Origin of the sequence: Mesorhizobium sp. M2A.F.Ca.ET.043.02.1.1, from assembly GCF_003952405.1 — a bacterium.
Taxonomy (GTDB): Bacteria; Pseudomonadota; Alphaproteobacteria; order Rhizobiales; family Rhizobiaceae; genus Mesorhizobium.
Window position 1 is genome coordinate 131,513 of record NZ_CP034445.1, and the last position, 17,557, is coordinate 149,069.

A 17,557-nucleotide genomic window follows, 5' to 3' on the forward strand; every position below is an offset into this window, starting at 1 on the left:
GACCAATGCGCATCGAGCGTCGCTTCACCAAGCCAGACCAGTCTGCCTATGCGGAGATCGAATTCCGCAAGGCCCTGTCGGAGATCAAGAATCCCGACGGCTCGGTGGTGTTCCGCCTCGACAACATCGATGTGCCGGCGCAGTTCAGCCAGATCGCGGCCGACATCCTGGCCCAGAAATATTTCCGCAAGGCCGGCGTGCCGGCGCGGCTGAAGAAGGTCGAGGAGAACGACGTTCCCTCCTTCCTGTGGCGCTCGATCGCCGACGAGGCCGAGCTCGCCAAGCTGCCCGAGGCCGAGCGCTACGGTTCGGAAACCGACGCCCGCCAGGTCTTCGACCGTCTCTCCGGCACCTGGACCTATTGGGGCTGGAAGGGCGGCTACTTCAAGTCAGAGGAAGACGCGCGCGCCTTCCGCGACGAGCTCGCCTATATGCTCGCCACTCAGCGCGTCGCGCCGAACTCGCCGCAATGGTTCAACACTGGCCTGCACTGGGCCTATGGCATCGACGGCCCGAGCCAGGGACACTTCTATGTCGACCCCTTCACCGGCAAGCTGACCAAGTCGAAGTCGGCCTACGAGCATCCGCAGCCGCATGCCTGCTTCATCCAGGGCGTGCAGGACGACCTCGTCAACGAGGGCGGCATCATGGACCTGTGGGTGCGCGAGGCGCGCCTGTTCAAATACGGTTCCGGCACCGGCTCGAACTTCTCCATGCTGCGCGGCGAAGGCGAGAAGCTTTCCGGCGGCGGCCGCTCCTCCGGCCTGATGAGCTTCCTCAAGATCGGCGACCGCGCGGCGGGCGCCATCAAGTCGGGCGGCACGACGCGCCGCGCCGCCAAGATGGTCATCGTCGACGCCGACCATCCCGACATCGAGCAGTTCATCGACTGGAAGGTCAATGAAGAGCAGAAGGTCGCCTCGCTGGTGACCGGCTCCAAGATCGTCAAGAAGCACCTCGAAGCCATCATGAAGGCCTGCGTCAATTGCGAAGGCAATGGCGACGACTGCTTCGACCCGGCGCTGAACACCGCGCTGAAGCGCGAGATCAAGCTGGCCAAGAAGGACGCCGTGCCGGAGAACTACATCTACCGCGTCATCCAGTTCGCCAAGCAAGGCTACACCTCGATGTCGTTCAACACCTACGACACCGACTGGGATTCGGATGCCTACCTCACCGTCTCCGGCCAGAACTCCAACAATTCGGTGTCGCTGAAGGACAATTTCCTGCGCGCCGTCGAGGCCGATGGCGACTGGCAGCTTACCGCGCGCAAGGACGGCAAGGTGCTGAAGACGCTGAAGGCCCGCGATCTCTGGGAAAAGATCGGCTACGCCGCCTGGGCGTCGGCCGATCCGGGCCTGCACTTCAACACGACGATGAACGACTGGCACACCTGCGCTTCCGCCGGTGCGATCCGGGCCTCCAACCCGTGCTCGGAATACATGTTCCTGGACGACACGGCCTGCAACCTCGCCTCGATCAACCTCCTGCCCTACCGCAAGGAAGACGGCACGATCGACATCGCCGCTTACGAGCACACCGTTCGGCTGTGGACCGTCGTGCTCGAAATCTCGGTGATGATGGCGCAGTTCCCGTCGAAGGAGATCGCCAAGCTCTCCTACGACTACCGCACGCTCGGCCTCGGCTACGCCAATATCGGCGGCCTGCTGATGACCTCCGGCATTCCCTACGACTCCGATGAGGGCCGCGCGATCTGCGCAGCGCTCACCGCGATCATGACCGGCGTCGCCTACTCGACCTCGGCCGAGATGGCTTCCGAGCTCGGCGCCTTCCCGGACTATGACCGCAACGCCCAGAACATGCTGCGCGTCATGCGCAACCACCGCCGCGCCGCCTATGGCGACAAGGACGGTTACGAGAAGCTGGCCGTCAACCCGGTGCCTCTCGTCGCCTCCGACCTGAAGCAGCCGGCTTTGGCCGAGCATGCCCGCGCCGCCTGGGACCGCGCCATCGAGCTCGGCGAGGAGCACGGCTACCGCAACGCGCAGGCGACCGTGATCGCGCCGACCGGCACGATCGGCCTCGTCATGGACTGCGACACCACAGGCATCGAGCCCGACTTCGCCCTGGTGAAGTTCAAGAAGCTCGCTGGCGGTGGCTACTTCAAGATCATCAACCGCGCCGTGCCGGAAGCGCTGAGGACGCTCGGCTATTCCGAGAGCCAGATCGCCGAGATCGAGGCCTATGCGGTGGGCCACGGCAACCTCAACCAGGCGCCGGGCATCAACCCGTCGACACTGAAGGCCAAGGGCTTCACCGACGAGAAGATCGCGGCGCTGAACGCGGCGCTGAAGTCGGCCTTCGACATCAAGTTCGTGTTCAACCAGTGGACGCTCGGCGCCGACTGGGTGAAGGAGACGCTCGGCTTCACCGACGAGCAACTCGGCGACTTCTCCTTCGAGATGCTGCCGGCGCTGGGCTTCTCGAAGAAGGACATCGACGCCGCCAATATCCATGTCTGCGGTGCGATGACCCTTGAGGGAGCACCATTTCTAAAAGACCAGCACCTGCCGGTGTTCGACTGCGCCAGCCCCTGCGGCAAGATCGGCAAGCGCTCGCTGTCGATCCAGAGCCACATCCTGATGATGGCGGCGGCCCAGCCCTTCATCTCGGGCGCCATCTCCAAGACCATCAACATGCCGAACGAGGCGACGGTCGAGGACGCCAAGAACGCTTACATGCTGTCCTGGAAGCTGGCGCTGAAGGCCAACGCGCTCTATCGCGACGGCTCGAAGCTGTCGCAGCCGCTCAACGCCTCGCTACTCGCCGATGGCGAGGAGGACGAGGACGAGGCGGTCGAGCAGCTGATCGCGGCACCCGCCGCGCAGCGCGCCGTGCAGGTGACGGAAAAGATCGTCGAGCGCGTCATCGAGCGTCTCTACCGCGACCGCGAAAAACTGCCGAACCGCCGCAAGGGTTATACGCAGAAGGCCGTCGTCGGCGGCCACAAGGTGTATCTCCGCACCGGAGAATTCGATGACGGTCGTCTCGGCGAGATCTTCATCGACATGCACAAGGAGGGTGCTGCCTTCCGTGCGATGATGAACAACTTCGCCATCGCTATCTCCCTCGGCCTGCAGTACGGCGTGCCCCTCGACGAATATGTCGAGGCCTTCACCTTCACCAAGTTCGAGCCGGCCGGCATGGTGCAGGGCAACGACGCGATCAAGAACGCGACGTCGATCCTCGACTACGTGTTCCGCGAGCTCGCCGTCTCCTATCTCGGCCGCCACGACCTCGCCCATGTCGACCAGTCGGACTTCGACAAGACGGCGCTCGGCCGCGGCATCACCGAAGGCAAGGCGACGCCCTTCTCCAAGGGCCTCTATCGCGGCGCTTCGCCGGTGAAGCTGGTCTCGGGCATCGGCAGCGAGCCAAAGGGCTGCTTTGGCGGGGGTTCAAGTCCCTCTCCCGCTACCATCACCCCTGCCCGCGCCGCGCCGACCGCCTTCGCCGGTTCCAACGTGCTGGCGCTGAAGCCAGCCAGCGACGAAGCGCTCGCCTACAAGCGCGACTATGAGGAGCGCGCCAGGGAACTGGCCGAAGACATGGTGGAAGAAGAAGCCGAGGCCGCCGGCGGCGCCGAAGCTCTCTTCACCGACGCCGCCGCCAACGAGGCGGCCGAGGCGAAGAAGCTCGCCGCGACCCGCCGCCAGCAGTCGCTGCTCCAGGGCTACACCGGCAACGAATGCTCCGAGTGCCACAATTTCACCATGGTGCGAAACGGCACCTGCGAGAAGTGCGATACGTGTGGTTCGACGAGCGGGTGCAGCTGAGGATTAGCCCCCCTGCCGCTAACGCGGCAGGGGTATTTTTTTGAGGGAGCGTTTCACCTGCAGGTGAAAAAGGAAAGGAAGCAAAATATGTCGGAAAAGACTCTGACGGCATTTGGGTCCGCGTGCCGAGGAATCAGAATGGCTCGAAAGTTGCGGATGATCGATCAGGCAAGGGAGTTCGAATGTTCTCCGTCGTTTATCTCTGCCGTTGAAACAGGAGGAAAGCAGGTTCCAGAAGGCTATGTCGAAAAATTCGGAGATTGGCTGAAACTGGACCTAGTGACGAGAAAACACCTTCAGGCACTGGCTGACGCCCGTGCGAATGTCATTCGATTCACACCCGTCAATAAAGAAAGAGCCGCGCTTGCGAGAAGATTGTTCAGGAAGATCAATAAGATGTCTCCTGACGAGATACGAAAACTCGATGCGGATCTTCCAGGAGATTAAAAATATGAGCCACGATTACTGCGTCCCTCCAAAACGCCGCACCGAAATTGAGATACTTGCTGCGGCATGGCGCGAGGCATTGCGGATACCAACCACCTGCCAAGCTCCCGATATGATCGGCGTCCTTGAAAACGAGATGCCAAGGCTATTTGGCGATTTCGCATTGGTTGTCAAAGATGACTATCAAATGGACGGAGCTGAAGGATACACGGAATTCGATCCGCCTTGCGTAGTGCTGTCCGCAACAAGTTATCAATCCGCCGCGAACTTTGAAGGACGAGGTAGGTGGACAGCGGCCCATGAGTTGGGGCATTTGGTTCTTCACAAGTCTGCGGTTCCGTTGGATCGGGCTCCAATCCGATACTCCAAAATGAAAGAATTGCCGGAGTTTGCGAGCGCAGAGTGGCAGGCGAACGCATTCGCCGCTGCGTTTTTGATGCCAGAAGCGCTAGTTCGGGACTTCTTTGAAATTTCGGAAATTATGACGTTCTTCGCAGTCAGCCGAAGCGCGGCCGAGAATCGCGTGAAAAACCTCGGACTTTCCGAACAACGTCCTATTCCGCCTCAAGTTAGGGCAGCAATTTCGAATCTGCACAACATGACTGGAATACCAAAGCCGGCTCGATGAGCCGGCTTTGGATACCGCGAAAAGGCCGGAGCCGACGCGGGGCGAAGAGGTTGATTTCCCTCTCCTGTAGCAAGGTCATTATAAGGGAACGTCTTCCTTGGAGTCGAGGTAGCTTCGGCACATGAAAGGTATGAGGACGTGGATATGTCAAACAAAGAGCGTAAAACCTTCGACGTCGGCAGAGACTCCAAATCCGGTCAATTTGTGCCAGTCAAAGTGGCAGAACGCCGGCCCAATACCACCACCGTAGAGCGGGTACCAAAACCCGGATACGGTGATACAAGAAATGAGCCGTCTCGGAAAAAGTAGCCGGTATGGCGTATAGGGTGAGGAATGTTTCGACAGTTCTTCGTCGAGCATCCTCACCCGATGTCGCTTCGATTGCTAGGTTCGTGCAACAGCCCATCATCGGCGCTCGACAACCTTTCCCGAACACAGAATGATCGATCACATCACCATCGAAGTCAGCGACCTCGCCAAGAGCAAGCTCTTCTACGAGAGGGCTTTCTTACCCTTGGGCTACAGCCTCGCCTTCGGCAAAGAGGGCATCTTCTGGGCCTTCGATGTCGGCAATGGTTGCCTGTTCGAGATCCAGAGCACGGGCGAGACGCCGCCACTCACCCATCTGCATGTCGCCTTCCGGGCGAAGAGCAAGGCTGAGGTCGATGCGTTCCATCGCGCGGCGCTCGAAGCGGGCGCCGCGGACAATGGCGCGCCCCGGGCCGCGTCCGAACTATGCGGAGCATTACTACGCCTGCTTCGTGCTTGATCCGGACGGCTACAATATCGAGGCGATGATCAACGAGGCGTGAGGACCGATCGCCTTCGCAACTTCGTCATTCCAGGGCGGAGCAAGGAGCGAAGCGACGCGCGCAGACCCTGGAATCCATGCCGTGATGCAGACGACAAGCTAGAGGTGCAGGATCAAGCGCTCGGCAGCAGGGACATTCTCGCCCGCCGCGAGCTTCACGCACGTTTCGGCATGGATCCTCGGGTCAAGCCCGAGGATGACGAAGGCGCGAGTTGCGCCGCCGCTCATGCGTTGACGTACATCAAAGCAACGTTCTCCACTATCCCTACCATCGCGCCGTCAGCAATGACTTTGGAGGCGAAGATGGACGCGCAGATCAAGGACAAGATCCAGACGCTGCTGGATCAGCACCGGATCATGACGGTCGCAACGCTGAGGCCGGACGGCTGGCCGCAGGCGACGACTGTGGGCTACGTCAATGATGGCCTCACCCTTTACTTCCTCTGCGGCCTGGACAGCCAGAAGGCGGCAAATCTGGCGCGGGACGATCGCCTGTCGCTGACCATAGACCACGACGCGCCGCAGGTGATGGAGATCACCGGGCTTTCCATGGCGGCGCGGGCGCAGCCGGTGGAAGACCGCGCCGAGGCCGAGAAGGTTCTGCGCATGCTGCCGATGAAGTATCCGCCGCAAACCTCGATGCCCGGTCCGATGCCGACGCCGGATCAGGTCTGCATCTTCCGCGTGATGCCGACAGTGATCTCCGTGCTCGACTACTCGAAGGGTTTTGGCCACACGGATCTGGTCACCTGCTGAGCGCGGCATGGCGGCCAGGCGATCCAATTGATCGATCGCATGATCCAGATCAAGGCAAAGCCCATCGTTCCTGATTGTTTCCTCGGCCGTTCTTTCCGAGGAGATGGAAATGCCTACAGAGAGCCTAATCGTCGTCACCGCCATTGTGGCCTATTTCGCGACTTTCATGGCCGTGCTCGCCTATGTGACGATGGCGGAGTCGCGACATCTGCCACGGAGATAGCCGAGGCGATCGGATGCGCCTCAGTCCGCGTCGGCCATCATCTGGCCGCCGCCGCCCAGCCAGGCGCGCCATTGCCGCTCATCGCCGTGGAAGACGTTGAGGTCGATGCGGCCTGTCACGCCATGCGACAGGCCGGAGCCCGAATACTGCCAGAACAGCCATTTGCGGCCCGGATAGACTTTTGACGGATGCGCCGCCACGGCGCGCAGCCAGAACGGATAATCCAGGAAGGCCCCGCGCAAATTGTCGCGATAGAAATCAGGGCTGGTGTAGATGATCGGGCGCTGGCCGTAATGGCGCTCCAGCTTGTCCATGAACACCTGCATCTTCTCCAGCACCTTTTCGCGCGAAGGCTTGCGCCTGCAGGAGGATTCGCCGTTCCACTCGACGTCGATCACCGGCGGCAATGCGCCGTCCATCTTCGGCACATTGCGGATGAACCAGTCGGCCTGCTCACCCGCCGTGCGGCACCAATAGAAGAAATGATAGGCGCCCCGCTTCAACCCGGCGGCGTCGGCGTTGCGCCAGTTTTTCATGAACATCGGGTCGAGATGGTCGCCGCCATCGGTCGCCTTGATATAGGCGAAGTTGGCGCCCTGGGCGCGCAGCTTGCTCCAATTGATATTGCCCTGCCAGCGCGAGACGTCGACGCCATGCACGGCCAGATGGCGCGGCGAGGAGCGGCCGAAATTGATCGGCTTGGCGTCGCGGAAGGCATAGCGCGTGACCGGGCCGGCAAGCATGGCTGGCGCGGCGCGCGACAGCCGCTTCGGCGGCGAGACCAGCGCGGCCTCCTGCACCGGCGGCTCGACGCTGTCCGGCAGGTCGGTCGCAGGGAAGTTTACCGTCTCCTCCTCGGCAAGGCCGAAGGGGCGCGAATTCTCGTCGCCAAGGCGCGAATTCTCGTCGCCGGGACTCGCGTTGCCCTCGTCGAGCAGCGGCGCCGGCGGCGTGATGCGCGCCATGCCCGACATCGACGCTGTCTCGACGGTTTTCTCCCGCCGGACCGTCCTCATGCCCTTCGAAACCGGCGCGCTCGGCCGCACGACCGAGCTCGTCGTCTCGTTGGACGGCAGTTGCAGGGCATCGGCGCCCGACGTGGACGAGCAGCCGGCAAGGCAAAGCGCTGCGAGCACGAAACTGACGACGCCAAAAATCCGCATCTTTGACCTGTACGCAAGACAAAACAGACCGAAGGCAGGAACAGCGCCGCCGGTAGCCCCATTCCTAACGAGAAATTACCAACAAAGTTTGAATCAAAATTTACCTTTGGCGCGACGGTCGTGGCCGATTCGGGGTGTGTCCCCGTCACCTCTCGCCCCGCGCGAAGGCACAGCCGCGAGCGAGCCTAGTATCAGGACGATCGTCGCCGGATCGGCAGCCGCATTGAAGCAGGGGCTAAACCTGGCTCGCCTGGCACCCCATATAAGGGGCTCGCGCAAAAGCGAAGCGTACTCAAGGACTGTGCTTAATGTCGAAGTCACGAACGATCAAAGTCGCGTCGATCCTCATGATCCTGCTGATGGCGCTCGGGACCGTCTCAATCGGCACCGCCGAGGCGCGCATGGGCGGCAGCTTCGGCAGCCGTGGCAGCCGCACCTATCAGGCGCCCGCGCCGACCAGGACGGCCCCTTATACGGCGCCTGTCACGCGCTCGATGACGCCACAAACCACCCAGTCCATCCCATCATCGCAGTCGTTTCCCGGCTCCGCGCGTCCCGGCTTCTGGCGTGGTTTCGGCGGCGGTTTTGTCGGCGGCCTTGTGGGAGGACTGTTCTTCCAGGGCCTGTTCGGCATGATGCTGGGCCATGGTTTCGGCGGCATTGGCGGCGGGCTGAGCTTCATCTTCCAGCTGCTCTTGATCGGCGGCCTCGTGATGCTGGCGATGCGCTTCCTCAATCGAGACAATGCCGCGCCTGCCAATATGCGAAACGCCGGCGTTCCGTTCGGACGGCAAGGCTGGGGCGGCGCGCCGCCCAGCTATTCGTCCAACGCCGCAAGCTTCGGCTCCGCTGACGCATCAGGAGCCGATGAAATCGGCATCACTGACGCTGATCGCGACGCGTTCGAACGAATCCTTGGCGAGGTGCAGGCTGCCTTCACTCGTGAGGATCACCAGGGATTGCGCCGGCTGACGACCCCCGAAATGGTTTCCTACCTTTCGGAGGAACTGGCCGACAACGCGACCCACGGCCTCAAGAACGAGGTTACAAACCTTAGGCTGCTGAAGGGCGAAGTGGCGGAGGCGTGGCGGGAAGGCTCGCGCGACTACGCCACCGTGGCGATGCGCTGGTCGGCGATCGATACCATGCAAAACCGCCAGACCGGCGCCGTCGAGAAGGGCGATCCCAACAATCCGGTCGAAGCGACCGAGCTGTGGACCTTCGCCCGCCAGGCCGGAGGACCATGGCTGCTGTCCGCGATCCAGGACGCGTCCGGTTAAGCTGGAAGCGCGCAGCAAGCGCTCTGACTACTTCCTGAACACCCCGATCATCGGCCCGAGATTCCAGAAATCGTCGTTGCGGCCGATGCCGGGCGCGTAGAGGCTCGAGATAGAACCGTCGAGGAAAAGCGCGTTCGGGCAGCCGAGCTGGTCGCGGAACAGCCGCGCGAATTCGTGGAAGGTCACGACATCGTCCGAGATCGCGAAAACCGCGACGCCGTCGGCGCGCACGCCCACGCCATCGCGGATTTTTCGCGAGGTGCCGTCCGCATGGAATTTCGGATGCAGCTTGCCGTCGATGACCAGCATCGGCCCGGACTGCGTCGCGTAATCCACGCGCGGCGGACGCTTGAGATAATCCTTGGTCGCGCGAACACCTGCCTTGCCGGCGCTGAGATAAAAGATGCCGTTGGGCTGCATGGAGAAATTACCGGTTCCCGATCCGGTCTTCGCCGGCGTGACCTGCTCGCCGCGTTCGACATAAAGCCCGACCGGCGCGAGGTTCGGATGATACATGCCGGCATTGATGCCGAACAGCAGGTTGCGCCCCGCCGCTTGCTGCGCGCTGCGCAGATTGTGCAGCGATCGGTAGAAGTCGCCATCCTTGTTCTTCCAGAACAACTCGATGGAGAAATGCTTCGGATCGGCCTCGCAGACCAGATACGTCGCGTTCTCGAAAGTCTGGTTGCGGCAGGGCGGCAGCGCCGCCAGCCATTGGCCGAGGCCGATGCCCGCGCCTACGGCGGCAGGCACCCCCGATTTCACCAGCGTGGCCAGCAAAGGAACCGAGTTCAGCAGGGTCACAAGATCCATCAGCGCATCCCGCTCCTCAGCATCGGTATAGCGGATTCGGCCGAGGCCGCTGCGTGGATTTCCCGGGTTGCTTCAGGTCAACCAGCCGGCCGCGACGCTGACCAGCAGCACCACGCCAAGCAGGCCGCGATAGATAACGAACGGCCAGGCGGAGAAGCGCTCCAGCACCCGCATCAGCCCCCAGATCGCGAAAAAGGCCGAGATCGAGGCGACGACGAGGCCGACCGCCAGGATCGACCAGCCATGCGCGTCGAGATGCACCTTGTGCAGTTCGTAGAGCTCCTTGAGGCCGGCCAGCGCGATTGCCGGCAGGCCGAGCAGGAAGGACAGGCGCGCCGCCTCCGGCCGGGCGAAGCCCAGCCCCATCGCCGCCGTCAGCGTCGAGCCCGAGCGCGAGACGCCGGGAATGAGCGCGCCGACCTGGGCAACGCCCACCAGCAGCGCGTCGAGGATCGAGGCCTGGCGCAACATCAGCTTGTGGCTGGCGAAAATCTCCGCGAGCGCCAAAAGGATCGCCATGGCGATGCAGGCCCAGCCGATAACGGCGAGCCCGCGCAGCGGCGAATTGCAGGCGTTGAGCACTCCGGAAAGCGCAAGGCCGGCAATGATGATCGGGATGGTGGCAAGGATGATGCTGATCGCCAGGCGGAAATAGCGGTCGCCGAAATCGCGGCGCGAGATTGCCGCGATCGATCCGAAGAGCACGTCCCTGACATCGCTCCAGAAATAGCTGATCACCGCCGCCAGCGCCGCCAGCTGCATCGCGGCCGAGAAGGCCGATCCGGGATCCTGCCAGCCGAGCACCGCCGGCACGATGCGCATATGCGCCGTGGACGAGATCGGCAGCAATTCGGTGATGCCTTGCACGATGCCCAGAAATGCCACTTTGGCATAACCCAGGCCGACAAAGCCGGTATCCAACCCTTGAGTGCAGACGTCGGTCATCTCAACCCTTTTCCCCGGGCCTCGGTCTCCTCCGAGGCAAAAGTGAATCGTCATTCGAAAAGCCCCACGAGGACAGGCTTAGCCTCACGATAGCGTGATTCCAACTCACGGATTTGTAAGGTGCCGCTAATCCTGCTTGACAACGCTTGGCACCATATTATCATTCGCTAATCTTACACTGTAAGGCATATCGGAGGAGCATGCCATGTCGACCGCCGCCCTCTCGGAACTCGAGCCTGTCGTGCCGCTGGAGACGCACCCCCCGGAAATCGCGATCGAGGAGGTATCGCGTGACTTCAGCCGCGCCATCGAGCGCGCCGAAGTCGCGGCCTGGCGCGACCTTTACGACGCGGCGCCCGCCGATTTCGCGGCACGCCAAGGGCTGTCGATCGCGAGCGAGGGCGATCTGGTCTGGACCACCTGCACGACGATCCCGTTCATCCATTTCAACTGCGTGAAGAATATCGGCGTCGATGGTCCGGCGACCGAGGAACAGCTCGACGCGCTGCTTGCGCATTATCGCGAGGCCGGCATCATGCGGCCGTGGTTCTACACCAGTCCGCACACCGAGCCGGCGCGGCTGAGATGCTGGCTGGAAGCGCGCGGCCTGCAGCATCAGGGCGGCTGGGAGCGCATCTATCGCGACGCGACGCCGCTGCCAGCCGAACCGCTCTTCCCGCGCGACCCGCTGATCCCGGTAGATGATCCCGTTATCGAGGAGGTGACCCCCAGGACGGCTTCGGAATGGGCTTCTTTCATCGATGCCAAATACAGGCTCCCCACCTCGCCCTGGCTCACCGCGCTTGTCGGCCGCAAGGGTTGGCGCCACTACATGCTGAAACGTGGCGGCGCGGTCGCCGCGGTGCGCTCGCTTTTCATCGGCCCCGACGGCGCCGCCTGGAGCGGCATCGACGCGCCGGTACCTGGCATCATGGCGCCGAGCTTCGATCTGGATGCCATGCTTGGGGAAAGGCTGGTTCGCGACGGCATTGCGGCCGGCGCGAAGCTGTTTGTCGCCGATATCGAGGCGCCGCTCCCCGACCGCGACGGACCGGCCTATCGCAACTACGACCGGCTCGGCTTCAAGCTCGCCTATTTACGCAATCACTACGCTTACCTGCCGGCGTATTCGAGCTGACCATTTTCCTGGAACTGCCTCAGCGGTGCAGCCACTGCTTCAGGCAGCTTCTTGCCACCACATGGGCCGGCGGCACCGAAGCCTGGTCGATACGGGAATCATCGCCGGCCTTGTCTCGCGCCTTTTCCAGGAGCAGGCGAAGCTCGGCCGGCCGCACGCGGTCGCGCGCCATCACGAGCTGGATCATCGGGTCGTTCAAAAGCTCGTCCAGGGTGTTGATGCTCTCGCTCATCCGTCGCCTCCTCGATGCCTGCCCGCATGGCGCTTACATAGGCAGCCAAAGATGGCCCGCCAATGACGCTTTGCCGGCTATGTCGTGCAGCGGAGATGAAATTTTTGTGCAGAGATGCGTCGCAATGACTCAGGCCGGCGGCGCGCCTTCATATTGCGGCAGGCCATCGTCGAGCATCAGCCAGGGCTGCTTCGAGGCAGTCCAGAAATGCATGTCCGGCTTGAACAGCGACGGGTCGTCGAGCGAGCCGGAGGTGACGCCGAGAATGTTTCTGGAATCGCGGCGCGAGAACAGGGTTGTGCCGCAAGCCGCGCAGAAGCCGCGCTTGAGGTCCGGCGTGGAGTTGATGGTCGCCACCGGCCCTTCGATGGTCACATCGTCGATGCGGAACAGGAGTCGCGCGTTGAAGGCCGCGCCGATCGCCCTCTGGCAGATCCGGCAATGGCAGACGCGCTCGTTGATCGGCTCCGCTTCGGCCCTGTAACGCACCGCGCCGCACAGGCACCGGCCCTCATATCTCGCCATCACCGACACCCGTTTCGAGGAAATGCCGGCAAGGTAGCGGCCGGCATGAGAGGGTCAAACAAAAAACACTGATGGGATGCGATCGCCTGCGCTGATACGGGTGGCCCAATGACGCGCAGTTGCCTGCGATTGACAATCGCCCGCCGCCGCGCCCTGCTTATGGCGTCCGACGGGAGGAAGACTGATGGCCGACATCGACACGATCGCGATCGCACCCTTGTTCGGTCACTCGCCCGCCCGCGACCAGACCGACTCGAGGATCATGGCCGCGGCCTCCGGCATCGGCTTCATGGCGATCCGCGACTTTCCCGGCGACGACTGGCTGACGCCGCAGAACCGGGCGCGACTGCTGGCGATCTTTTCGCTACCGGACGCTGAAAAGCAGAAGCTGCTGCGCTGGAATTTCGACCGCACCAAGGAAAATGTCTATCGCGGCTGGTTTCCGCTGCAGCCGGGCGCCGTGTCCTATAAGGAAGGCATCGACATAGGGCCAGACATCGCCGACGCGCGGACCGAACCCTCCGGCCTCGATACCGGCGATCCGCTCTGCGAGGCCACGCCGCTCCCGCCCGAAAGCACCCTGCCCAGCTGGCGCGAGGCTGCCGCCGGCTACTACAAGGCGATGGCGACGGTCGGCAATGCGCTGCTGCGCTCGGTCGCGCGCGGCCTGGGGCTGACCGAGACCATTTTCGATAAGGATTTCGAGGGCGGCATCTCGACATTGCGCCTGATCCGCTACCCGTTGCGTGACCCGAACAGCGGCGTCGACCTCAGCGGTCCCGACTTCTCCGTACTCCACAAAGGCGAGATGCGGACCATCATCGGCCGCGAGCATGCCGATTCCGGTTTCGTCACCTTGCTGGCGCAGGACGGCGTCGAAGGCCTGCAGGCAAAAAACCTTGCCGGCGAATGGATCGACGTGCCGCCCGCCGACAACACGCTCGCCGTCAATTTCGGACAGCTGCTGGAGCGCAGGCCGGGTGCGGGCGACCCGGCATCGGGTGATCGCGCCCAAACAGGCGCGCTTCTCGATCCCGTTCTTCTATGAGCCACGCGTCGACGCCGAGATCGCTCCCCTGCCGCTCGAGGGCGCCGAGCCCTTCGAGCCGTTCCTTTATGGCGACTATCTCTGGGACACGGCGACGAAATTCGTCGAAATGAGCGGCGTCAGGCATCTGCGCCAGCCGCGGCGGGCCAAGGCTTCGTAGATCGGCAATCCTTAGAGACCGCAGCCGGTTGAGGTGTGTTGAGATTCAGGTCAGGCCGAGTCGAAAACGGTGGCTTTCGAGAACCGGAGCGGAGCGTACTTTTGAGTACGTGAGCACCGGGAGCGCAGAAAGCCGGCGTTTGCAGGCCGGCATCACCTGAATATCGACACACCTTAGTGGCGCTTGGCCTGGACGAGATAGGCATCGATCATGGTCTCGCCCAGCCATTTCGCGGCTTCGAGCCTGTGCAGTCCCTCGACCAGGATGTGGCGCTTGCCGTCGTGCCGCACCTGGATCGGCGTCTTCATCCCGTTCTCGAGAATATCCTCGGCAAGATAGCGCACGGTCTCGGGGTGCAGCGTCTTGCGGCGCGCCGTCGGCACGTAGATGTCGTCGACCTTGACCTTTTGCACACGCAGCATGTCGGCTCCCTGGCACTGAACAACGCCCAATGAATAATCCGTTTGCCGGATATCGACAAACGCGGGTACCTGCTGGCCCGATGCTTTCCATTTGACGCTTGGCCGGCCGATGGTCTCAATGACGGCTTCGTGATCTCAGGTCCAGCTTGATGCAATTGCTCACCGAATTTCCCGATTTCGGGCTGACGCCCGAGCAGCGCCGCGAGGCGGTACGCGGCCATTATTACGAATGGCCGGGGATGGATGGCGAGCGCGGTGAGATCTGGTGCTACAGCGACCGGTTTTCCTATCGTCCGGGCGAAATCGTCACGCTTTTCGTCAGTTCGTCGGCGCCGCACTTCAGCATCGCCGTCATCCGCGACGGCGCCGCCGAGACCAAGGTCTTCGAGGGAGCAGGCCTGTCGGCGCGCTGGCAGGATACGCCCGACCAATGCTCGGTCGAAGGTTGCGGCTGGGAGGCGTCGTTCGAATTCCGCATCGGCGACGACTGGCCGTCGGGCGCCTATCGCATCGCGCTTCTTGCCGAAGGCCGCGACGGCAATCCAATCCGCAGCCACCATCTCTTCATCGTCGCGCCCCGGCCCGGCCGCAAGCCGGGCCGCCTGCTGCAGGTCGCCGCCACCGGCACCTGGACCGCCTACAACACCTGGGGCGGCTCGAACCACTATCAGGGCATCACCGGCCCGAACCGCGACCAATACGCGACCATCGTATCGACCCAGCGTCCCTGGTGCCGCGGCTTCGTCGTGCTGCCCAAGGACGCGCCCCGCGTGCCGGTCGAAGTCGCCATGCCGCCGAAGACCGTGCCGCGCTACCCGCATATGGAATGGGCCTTCGCCACTGGGCATTCGAAGAAATACGCCTCCTCCGGCTGGGCAAGCTATGACAGCCATTTCTTCCGCTTCGCCGAACGCGCCGGCTACCAGGTCGATCTCGCCAGCCAGCACGAGCTGCATTTCTCGCCCGAGATCCTCGATGGTTACGAATGTGTCGTCTTCGTCGGCCACGATGAGTACTGGACCTGGGAAATGCGCGACGCGGTCGACAACTATGTGACCCGCGGCGGGCATGCGGCGCGCTTTGCCGGCAATTTCATGTGGCAGACGAGGCTGGAAGACCAAGGCCGCCGCCAGGTCTGCTACAAGTACAAGGCGCGCGCGGAAGACCCGGCCTATCGCGGCGGTGACGTCACCCGCGCCACCAATTCCTGGGAAGCGTCCGAGATCGGCCGCCCCGGCAGCGCCACCTTCGGCCTCAATGCGACGCGAGGCGTCTATGCCGGCTGGGGCGGCTGCGCCCCGCGCGGCGTACGCGGCTTTCCGGTCTACCGTCCCGAGCACTGGGCCTTCGCAGGCACCGGCATCTATTATGGCGACCTGCTCGGCGCCGACAGCCATGTCTATGGCTATGAGGTCGACGGCCTCGATTTCGAGATCCGCGGCGGCCTGCCCTATCCAACCGCGGACAGCGGCGCGCCCGACGGCCTGCAGGTGCTGGCGGTCGGCATGGCGAGCCAGGTTGAGGAAAGCGCCGACATCCCGATCAAGGACCAGTTCCTCACCGACGAGGATGGCCGCTTCACCGCCGAGACGCTTTTCGGCGAGGCGAGCGACGCCAATCTCGACAAGGTCAAGCGCGGCAACGGCATGATCGTCCATTTCCCGCGCGGCAAGGGCGAGGTGTTCCATGCCGGAAGCTGCGAATGGGTCGCCGGCCTGCTAAGGCAGGACGCGATGGTCGAACGCGTGACCAAGAATGTTCTCGACCGCTATCTTGGCCGAGACGAGAGGGGCAAATGAACACTGCGCCGTCGATCAAAACCGTCAGCCGGCCGAACCTTTTCCACTTCACGCGACGGCCCCAGCCGATGGTGGATCGCGCCGATGGCATCTATCTGTGGGACAAGAGCGGCCGCCGCTACATCGATGGATCGAGCGGCGCGGTCAACGTCAATGTCGGTCACGGCAATCGCAACGTCATCAATGCGATGAAGCGGCAGCTTGACCGCGTCAGCTTCGCCTACATCTTCCAATTCGAGAATGAACAGGCCGTCGCGCTGGCGCGGAACTTGGCCGAGCGGCTTCCGAACGGGCTCGAGCGCATTTATCTCGTTTCCGGCGGTTCCGAGGCGGTCGAGGCCTGCCTCAAGCTCGCGCGCCAATGGGCGGTCGCGACAGGCCAGGACAAGCGCTGGAAAATCATCGGTCGCATGCCCTCCTATCACGGCATCACGCTTGGCACGCTTGCCGTCACCGGCGACGATGTCCTGACCAGGACATTCGACCCGCTCGGACAGCCGATGCCGCTGGTGCCGGCCCCGTTTGTCCATCGCGACCAAGATAATCTGTCGCTGGAAGAGCGCGGCGTCCGCTACGCTGACATGCTTGAGGAAAAGATCCTGGAACAAGGCCCCGAAAGCGTGCTTGCCTTCATCATGGAGCCGATTGGCGGCGCGGCGACCGCGGCACTGGTCCCACCCGCAAGCTATTTTGCCCGGATCCGCGAAATCTGCGACCGCTACGGCATCCTGCTGATCCATGACGAGGTGATGACCGGCATCGGGCGCACCGGCAAGTTCCTGAGCGGCGACCATTGGAGCTGCCGGCCGGATATCGTTGCGCTGTCGAAAGGGCTGAGCTCCGGCTATGCGCCCTTGGGGGCGCTTGCCGCGACGGAGAGGATCGTCGGACCGGTCGTTACGGCGGGCGGCTTCCTGCATGGCCATACCTATGGCGGTAACCCCGTCGCCTGCGCGGCCGGCGTTGCCGTTCTCGGCGAGGTCGACCGCCTTGGCCTGGTCGAGAATTCCGCTGTCATGGGCGAAGTGCTGAGGGCCGAACTCGAAGCGCTGTCGCGTCGCTTTCCTTTCGTTGCCGACGTGCGAGGCAAGGGCCTGTTCATGGGTGCGGAGCTCTACGCCGACCCCTTGGCCAGGACGCCGTTGCCACAGAATCTCAACGCCAATTTGCGGCTCATCGATCTGGCCTTCGAGCGTGGACTCATCATCTACTCGCGGCGCGTGCGCGGCGGGCCGGTGAGCGATAATTTCATGGTCTGCCCGCCTTTGATCACAACCCGCGAACAGATCGGCGAGATTATCGCGGTGCTTGGCGACACGCTGGAGGCACTTGCCGCCGAACTTGACCTGCCGGTCAATCACTGAGCCCTC

The 17,557-nt window shown here is 63.0% G+C and carries 16 protein-coding genes and 1 pseudogene; 11 read left to right on the plus strand and 6 right to left on the minus strand.

Annotated elements, in window-relative coordinates; all coding sequences use genetic code 11:
* Positions 1-5: 5 nt before the first annotated feature.
* From EJ068_RS00625 to EJ068_RS00640, 5 genes and pseudogenes are all read left to right on the plus strand, one after another.
* The gene (locus EJ068_RS00625; protein WP_127251307.1) at positions 6-3,797 is read left to right on the plus strand and encodes a vitamin B12-dependent ribonucleotide reductase; all 3,792 of its coding nucleotides are present in this window, start codon (positions 6-8) and stop codon (positions 3,795-3,797) included.
* Between the two features lie 138 nt (positions 3,798-3,935).
* Complete coding sequence (locus EJ068_RS32915; RefSeq protein ID WP_210212030.1) at positions 3,936-4,244, plus strand: hypothetical protein; 309 nt, start codon at positions 3,936-3,938, stop codon at positions 4,242-4,244.
* A 4-nt stretch (positions 4,245-4,248) separates the two neighbouring features.
* Entirely contained in the window at positions 4,249-4,872 is a 624-nt protein-coding gene (locus EJ068_RS00630) for an ImmA/IrrE family metallo-endopeptidase (protein ID WP_210212031.1), read from the plus strand.
* Between the two features lie 439 nt (positions 4,873-5,311).
* A pseudogene (locus EJ068_RS00635) lies at positions 5,312-5,684 on the plus strand (VOC family protein).
* A gap of 104 nt (positions 5,685-5,788) precedes the next feature.
* Positions 5,789-6,439: a pyridoxamine 5'-phosphate oxidase family protein gene (locus EJ068_RS00640; protein ID WP_245463307.1), complete on the plus strand. Its 651-nt coding sequence runs from the start codon at positions 5,789-5,791 to the stop codon at positions 6,437-6,439.
* A gap of 243 nt (positions 6,440-6,682) precedes the next feature.
* On the opposite strand, the gene EJ068_RS00645 is transcribed toward EJ068_RS00640, so the two are convergent.
* On the minus strand, positions 6,683-7,825 hold the full coding sequence (locus EJ068_RS00645; protein WP_127251309.1) for a GH25 family lysozyme: 1,143 nt from the start codon (positions 7,823-7,825) through the stop codon (positions 6,683-6,685).
* Positions 7,826-8,133: 308 nt separating this feature from the next.
* On the opposite strand from EJ068_RS00645, the gene EJ068_RS00650 reads away from it, so the two are divergent.
* The gene (locus EJ068_RS00650) at positions 8,134-9,105 is read left to right on the plus strand and encodes a Tim44 domain-containing protein (RefSeq protein WP_127386348.1); all 972 of its coding nucleotides are present in this window, start codon (positions 8,134-8,136) and stop codon (positions 9,103-9,105) included.
* Between the two features lie 27 nt (positions 9,106-9,132).
* Here EJ068_RS00650 and EJ068_RS00655 read toward each other — a convergent pair whose 3' ends face one another.
* Both EJ068_RS00655 and EJ068_RS00660 read right to left on the minus strand, forming a co-directional pair.
* Entirely contained in the window at positions 9,133-9,918 is a 786-nt protein-coding gene (locus EJ068_RS00655; protein ID WP_127252839.1) for a phosphodiester glycosidase family protein, read from the minus strand.
* Between the two features lie 72 nt (positions 9,919-9,990).
* Complete coding sequence (locus tag EJ068_RS00660; protein ID WP_127252840.1) at positions 9,991-10,863, minus strand: undecaprenyl-diphosphate phosphatase; 873 nt, start codon at positions 10,861-10,863, stop codon at positions 9,991-9,993.
* 205 nt (positions 10,864-11,068) lie between these two features.
* Here EJ068_RS00660 and EJ068_RS00665 point away from each other — a divergent pair, with 205 nt between their 5' ends.
* Positions 11,069-12,001 (plus strand): hypothetical protein, encoded by a 933-nt coding sequence (locus tag EJ068_RS00665; RefSeq protein WP_127252841.1) that lies wholly within the window; start codon positions 11,069-11,071, stop codon positions 11,999-12,001.
* Positions 12,002-12,020: 19 nt separating this feature from the next.
* Here EJ068_RS00665 and EJ068_RS00670 read toward each other — a convergent pair whose 3' ends face one another.
* Together EJ068_RS00670 and EJ068_RS00675 are read right to left on the minus strand one after the other, a co-directional pair.
* Positions 12,021-12,233, minus strand: a complete 213-nt coding sequence (locus EJ068_RS00670) for a hypothetical protein (RefSeq protein ID WP_127252842.1) — start codon at positions 12,231-12,233, stop codon at positions 12,021-12,023.
* A gap of 129 nt (positions 12,234-12,362) precedes the next feature.
* Entirely contained in the window at positions 12,363-12,758 is a 396-nt protein-coding gene (locus tag EJ068_RS00675) for a GFA family protein (RefSeq protein WP_127252843.1), read from the minus strand.
* Positions 12,759-12,942: 184 nt separating this feature from the next.
* On the opposite strand from EJ068_RS00675, the gene EJ068_RS00680 reads away from it, so the two are divergent.
* A complete protein-coding gene (locus tag EJ068_RS00680; RefSeq protein WP_245463308.1) occupies positions 12,943-13,806 on the plus strand; it encodes a 2OG-Fe(II) oxygenase family protein in 864 nt (287 codons plus the stop codon).
* On the plus strand, positions 13,760-13,966 hold the full coding sequence (locus EJ068_RS33030) for a hypothetical protein (protein ID WP_245463309.1): 207 nt from the start codon (positions 13,760-13,762) through the stop codon (positions 13,964-13,966). Before EJ068_RS00680 ends, EJ068_RS33030 begins: the two co-directional genes overlap by 47 nt.
* 173 nt (positions 13,967-14,139) lie before the next feature.
* On the opposite strand, the gene EJ068_RS00685 is transcribed toward EJ068_RS33030, so the two are convergent.
* Positions 14,140-14,388: a ParB N-terminal domain-containing protein gene (locus tag EJ068_RS00685; protein WP_127252844.1), complete on the minus strand. Its 249-nt coding sequence runs from the start codon at positions 14,386-14,388 to the stop codon at positions 14,140-14,142.
* A 149-nt stretch (positions 14,389-14,537) separates the two neighbouring features.
* On the opposite strand from EJ068_RS00685, the gene EJ068_RS00690 reads away from it, so the two are divergent.
* Positions 14,538-16,187 (plus strand): N,N-dimethylformamidase beta subunit family domain-containing protein, encoded by a 1,650-nt coding sequence (locus EJ068_RS00690; RefSeq protein ID WP_127252845.1) that lies wholly within the window; start codon positions 14,538-14,540, stop codon positions 16,185-16,187.
* Positions 16,184-17,551, plus strand: a complete 1,368-nt coding sequence (locus tag EJ068_RS00695) for an aspartate aminotransferase family protein (protein ID WP_127252846.1) — start codon at positions 16,184-16,186, stop codon at positions 17,549-17,551. The genes EJ068_RS00690 and EJ068_RS00695 overlap by 4 nt, the downstream gene beginning before the upstream one ends.
* Positions 17,552-17,557: the final 6 nt, after the last annotated feature.

Bases quoted from the DNA above. Each gene is read 5' to 3' on its own strand.
- EJ068_RS00625 (WP_127251307.1), top strand. From the start codon at position 6: ATGCGCATCGAGCGTCGCTTCACCAAGCCAGACCAGTCTGCCTATGCG.
- EJ068_RS32915 (WP_210212030.1), top strand. From the start codon at position 3,936: ATGGCTCGAAAGTTGCGGATGATCGATCAGGCAAGGGAGTTCGAATGT.
- EJ068_RS00630 (WP_210212031.1), top strand. From the start codon at position 4,249: ATGAGCCACGATTACTGCGTCCCTCCAAAACGCCGCACCGAAATTGAG.
- EJ068_RS00645 (WP_127251309.1), bottom strand. From the start codon at position 7,825: ATGCGGATTTTTGGCGTCGTCAGTTTCGTGCTCGCAGCGCTTTGCCTT.
- EJ068_RS00650 (WP_127386348.1), top strand. From the start codon at position 8,134: ATGTCGAAGTCACGAACGATCAAAGTCGCGTCGATCCTCATGATCCTG.
- EJ068_RS00655 (WP_127252839.1), bottom strand. From the start codon at position 9,918: ATGGATCTTGTGACCCTGCTGAACTCGGTTCCTTTGCTGGCCACGCTG.
- EJ068_RS00660 (WP_127252840.1), bottom strand. From the start codon at position 10,863: ATGACCGACGTCTGCACTCAAGGGTTGGATACCGGCTTTGTCGGCCTG.
- EJ068_RS00665 (WP_127252841.1), top strand. From the start codon at position 11,069: ATGTCGACCGCCGCCCTCTCGGAACTCGAGCCTGTCGTGCCGCTGGAG.
- EJ068_RS00670 (WP_127252842.1), bottom strand. From the start codon at position 12,233: ATGAGCGAGAGCATCAACACCCTGGACGAGCTTTTGAACGACCCGATG.
- EJ068_RS00675 (WP_127252843.1), bottom strand. From the start codon at position 12,758: ATGGCGAGATATGAGGGCCGGTGCCTGTGCGGCGCGGTGCGTTACAGG.
- EJ068_RS00680 (WP_245463308.1), top strand. From the start codon at position 12,943: ATGGCCGACATCGACACGATCGCGATCGCACCCTTGTTCGGTCACTCG.
- EJ068_RS00685 (WP_127252844.1), bottom strand. From the start codon at position 14,388: ATGCTGCGTGTGCAAAAGGTCAAGGTCGACGACATCTACGTGCCGACG.
- EJ068_RS00690 (WP_127252845.1), top strand. From the start codon at position 14,538: ATGCAATTGCTCACCGAATTTCCCGATTTCGGGCTGACGCCCGAGCAG.
- EJ068_RS00695 (WP_127252846.1), top strand. From the start codon at position 16,184: ATGAACACTGCGCCGTCGATCAAAACCGTCAGCCGGCCGAACCTTTTC.